Origin of the sequence: Mesorhizobium sp. M7A.F.Ca.MR.176.00.0.0 (genome assembly GCF_004023165.1) — a bacterium.
In the GTDB taxonomy this organism is placed as follows: Bacteria; Pseudomonadota; Alphaproteobacteria; order Rhizobiales; family Rhizobiaceae; genus Mesorhizobium.
Genome location: NZ_RZTC01000098.1, coordinates 1 through 3,939 on the forward strand (window position 1 = coordinate 1; position 3,939 = coordinate 3,939).

The window sequence follows — 3,939 nt, forward strand, 5'->3', positions numbered from 1 at the left end:
TCCTTGAGGCGCTGTTGCGCATGCGCAACAGCGCCTCAAGGAAGCCGAAAAGCTGGGTTTTGGAAGCGCGGTTCTGCCCTCGGGCAGCGGGGAACTGGCCGGGGGGATCGGGGCCGGTTCTTTCCAGCCGACCGAGCTTGCCGACCTCGTGGCACGCATAGCCGGCTCACGCCGAAGCCGCGTGGACGAAGAAGATTAGAGCATCGGACCCAGAGCCCGATGTTCCGCGCTATAATGCGGCTCATGGAGTGGGGCGAAAGACATGCCGATTACGCTGCTTGACGGAATTCTCGTCGGCTTCACTCTGGTCTCGGCGATGCTCGCCATGGTTCGCGGCTTTTCGCGTGAAGTCCTGTCCGTCGTCTCCTGGGCAGCGGCGGCAGCGGCGGCGTTCTTCTTCTACAAGCCGGTTGTGCCTTACCTCGCGCCCTACATCGAGAATGAAAAGATCGCCATGGCCGCCGCCGCCGGCGTCGTCTTCATCATCGCGCTGATCGTCGTCTCGGTCATCACCATGAAGCTGGCCGACTGGATCATCGATTCGCGGATCGGCGCGCTCGACCGTACGCTGGGTTTCCTCTACGGCGCCGCGCGCGGCATCCTGGTCGTCGCCGTCGCCCTGCTGTTCTTCAACTGGCTGGCTGGCGCCAAGGCACCGACCTGGGTCACGGAGGCCAAGTCGCGACCGCTGCTCGAGCAGATCGGCGCCAAGCTCGAAAGCCTGCTGCCCGAGGATCCGGAAAACGCCATTCTCAAGAAACTCAATCCGAATCAACCGGCCGCCGAGACACCAGCTGCTCCGGACGCACCGGCGGCGGATGCTCCGGCAGGCGGCGACGATGCCAACACGCCGGCGCCTGACGACAATGACGCAACACCACCGGCCAACAACGCTCCGGCACCGGCGGCACCGGCAAACTGACGCCGAAAACGACGTCAGGATCTGACGATGGTGTGAACGACCGCACGGCCCGCGTTGCTTTCGGCGCGAACCCGCATTATATGGCGATTTTAGCGGAGCTTTAGATGGCAGACGCAGACGACGTGCTTTCCGCCGAGGCCGACGACCATTTCCACGACGAATGCGGTGTGTTCGGCATTTTCGGCCGGCAGGACGCGGCAGCCATCGTCACACTGGGCCTGCATGCGCTGCAGCATCGTGGCCAGGAAGCGGCAGGCATCGTTTCTTACGACGGCAGCCAGTTCCATGTCGAACGCCATGTCGGCCTGATCGGCGACACCTTCACCAAGCAGCGCGTCATCGACAGCCTGCAAGGCAACCGCGCCATCGGCCATACCCGCTACGCCACGACTGGCGGCGCCGGCATGCGCAACATCCAGCCCTTTTTCGCCGAATTGGCCGATGGCGGCTTCGCCGTCGCCCACAACGGCAATCTGACCAACGCCATGACCGTGCAGCGCGCGCTGCAGAAGCAAGGCGCGATCTTCTCCTCCACCTCCGATACCGAGACGCTTTTGCACCTCGTCGCCACCAGCAAGGAGCGCGACCTCAACTCGCGTTTCATCGATGCGGTGCGGCAGGTCGAGGGCGCTTTCTCGCTGGTGGCGATGACGGCCAAGAAGATGATCGGTTGCCGCGATCCGCTCGGCATCCGGCCGCTGGTGCTCGGCGATCTCGACGGCGCCTGGATCCTGGCCTCCGAAACCTGCGCGCTCGACATCATCGGCGCGCGTTTCGTTCGCGACCTGAAGCCCGGCGAGATGGTCGTCGTCACCTCCAAGGGCATCGAGAGCCTGTTCCCCTTCGAGCCGCAGAAGACCCGCTTCTGCATCTTCGAATATGTCTATTTCGCGCGGCCGGATTCCTCGGTGGAAGGCCGTAACGTCTATGAGGTGCGCAAGCGCATCGGCGCCGAGCTGGCGGTTGAAAGCCCGGTCGAGGCGGACATCGTCGTGCCGGTGCCGGATTCGGGCACGCCGGCGGCGATCGGCTTCAGCCAGGCTGCAGGCATTCCCTTCGAACTCGGCATCATCCGCAATCATTATGTCGGCCGCACCTTCATTCAGCCGGGCGATTCGATCCGCCACATGGGCGTCAAACTGAAGCACAATGCCAACCGCCGCATGATCGAGGGCAAGCGCGTGGTGCTGGTCGACGACAGCATCGTGCGCGGCACCACCAGCCAGAAGATCGTGCAGATGGTGCGCGACGCCGGCGCCAAGGAGGTGCATATGCGCATCGCCTCACCGCCGACACGCGCCTCCTGTTTCTACGGTGTCGACACGCCGGAGAAATCGAAGCTCCTGGCATCGCGCATGTCGATCGAGGAGATGGCCGAGTTCATTCGCGTCGATTCGCTCGGCTTCCTCACCATTGACGGGCTCTACCGCGCGGTCGGCGAGGCCAGCCGCGATAACGACCAGCCGCAATTCTGCGATGCCTGCTTCACCGGCCAGTATCCAACCCGCCTGCTCGACTTCGAAGGCCACGACAATGTGCGCACGCTGTCGCTGCTGGCGACGAGCGGGACGTAGGCCGGACCGCCATCAGCGTTAGTCAAATTCCCGGAATCCATCGCATGACCCTCGACCTTTCCGACCGCGTTGCGGTCGTCACCGGCGCCTCGCGCGGTATCGGCTATTTCATTGCCAAGGAATTGGCTGCCGCCGGCGCGCATGTCATTGCGGTGGCGCGCACTGTCGGAGGACTGGAAGAGCTCGACGACCAGATCAAGGCGGCCGGCGGCCAGGCGACACTGGTGCCGCTCGACCTCGCCGACATGGCCGGTATCGACCGCCTGGGCGGCGCCATCCACGAACGCTGGGGCAAGCTCGACATTCTCGTCGCCAATGCCGGCGTGCTCGGCGTCATCTCGCCGATCGGTCATGTCGAAGCAAAAACCTTCGAGAAGGTGATGACCATCAACGTCACCTCGACCTGGCGGCTGATCCGCTCCGTCGACCCCCTGCTGCGGCTCTCCGATGCTGGACGAGCGATCATCCTGTCCTCCAACGCAGCGCACTCGGCGCGCGCCTTCTGGGCACCCTACGCGGCTTCCAAGGCCGCGGTGGAGACGATGATGCGCTCCTGGGCGCATGAGACGCAGAGCCTGCCGCTCCGGGTCAATGCCGCCGACCCTGGCGCCACCCGCACCGCCATGCGTGCCCAGGCAGTGCCGGGCGAAGATCCCGAGACGTTGCCGCATCCCTCCGAGATCGCCAAACGCATCGTGCCGCTGGCCAGCCCGGACCTGAAAGAGACCGGATTGATCTTCCAAGCCAAGCACAATCGGTTCGTCGCCTATCGCCAGCCGGAATAAAACTAGAGCCTTTTTGCCGCATGTCGGTTTCCCAAGAACCGCTGCATACTTTTAGGCGACATGCGTAGGGATTAAACAGGCCTCCGGCAACGTTTCTTCTGATGTAACCCGTCGAAGACCAACCGGAGGACCGACATGCGTAAACTGCTTCTCGCCACCGCCGCCACCCTGATCGCAGCCGCGGGCGCCGCTTACTCGCAAGATGCCAAGATGAGCTTCTTCGTCACCAGTGTCGGTTCCGGCAAGGGTGCCGACCTCGGCGGCCTCAAGGGCGCCGACGCGCATTGCGCGTCGTTGGCGGAAGCCGCCGGCGTCACCGGCAAAAGTTGGGCCGCCTATCTGTCGACCAGCGACACCGACGCCCGTGACCGCATCGGCAAGGGGCCGTGGGTGAACGCCAAGGGCGTCAAGATCGCCGACGATGTCGCCTCGTTGCACAGCGATGCCAACGGCATCACCAAACAGACAGCGCTCAACGAGAAAGGCGAAGCGGTCAACGGCCGCGGCGACACGCCCAACCGCCACGACGTGCTGACCGGCTCCAAGCCCGACGGCACCAAGATCGCCGACCAGACCTGCGGCAACTGGACGATGAGCGGGGCGGAAGGCGCCGCGATGATGGGCCATCATGACCGCGCCGGTCTCGACGATTCGGCAG

4 protein-coding genes and 1 pseudogene are annotated in these 3,939 nt (G+C 64.3%); all 5 read left to right on the top strand.

The annotated features are described in order from the left end of the window. Positions 1-13 precede the first annotated feature (13 nt). Positions 14-199 (top strand): annotated as a pseudogene (locus EOB59_RS36710) (DNA repair protein RadA); the annotation flags it as partial. Between the two features lie 63 nt (positions 200-262). Beyond that, on the top strand, positions 263-922 hold the full coding sequence (locus EOB59_RS26140; RefSeq protein WP_127397308.1) for a CvpA family protein: 660 nt from the start codon (positions 263-265) through the stop codon (positions 920-922). A gap of 104 nt (positions 923-1,026) precedes the next feature. Next, entirely contained in the window at positions 1,027-2,496 is a 1,470-nt protein-coding gene (purF, locus tag EOB59_RS26145; RefSeq protein ID WP_013532528.1) for an amidophosphoribosyltransferase, read from the top strand. A gap of 44 nt (positions 2,497-2,540) precedes the next feature. Further along, positions 2,541-3,281, top strand: coding sequence for an SDR family NAD(P)-dependent oxidoreductase (locus tag EOB59_RS26150; protein WP_127397307.1), 741 nt, complete (start codon positions 2,541-2,543; stop codon positions 3,279-3,281). Positions 3,282-3,416: 135 nt separating this feature from the next. Then, positions 3,417-3,939 (top strand): hypothetical protein (locus EOB59_RS26155; protein ID WP_245486757.1); only part of this gene is annotated, 523 nt, incomplete at its 3' end.

Coding starts and splice junctions, on each gene's coding strand:
- EOB59_RS26150 (WP_127397307.1), top strand. CDS start 2,541: ATGACCCTCGACCTTTCCGACCGCGTTGCGGTCGTCACCGGCGCCTCG.
- purF (WP_013532528.1), top strand. CDS start 1,027: ATGGCAGACGCAGACGACGTGCTTTCCGCCGAGGCCGACGACCATTTC.
- EOB59_RS26140 (WP_127397308.1), top strand. CDS start 263: ATGCCGATTACGCTGCTTGACGGAATTCTCGTCGGCTTCACTCTGGTC.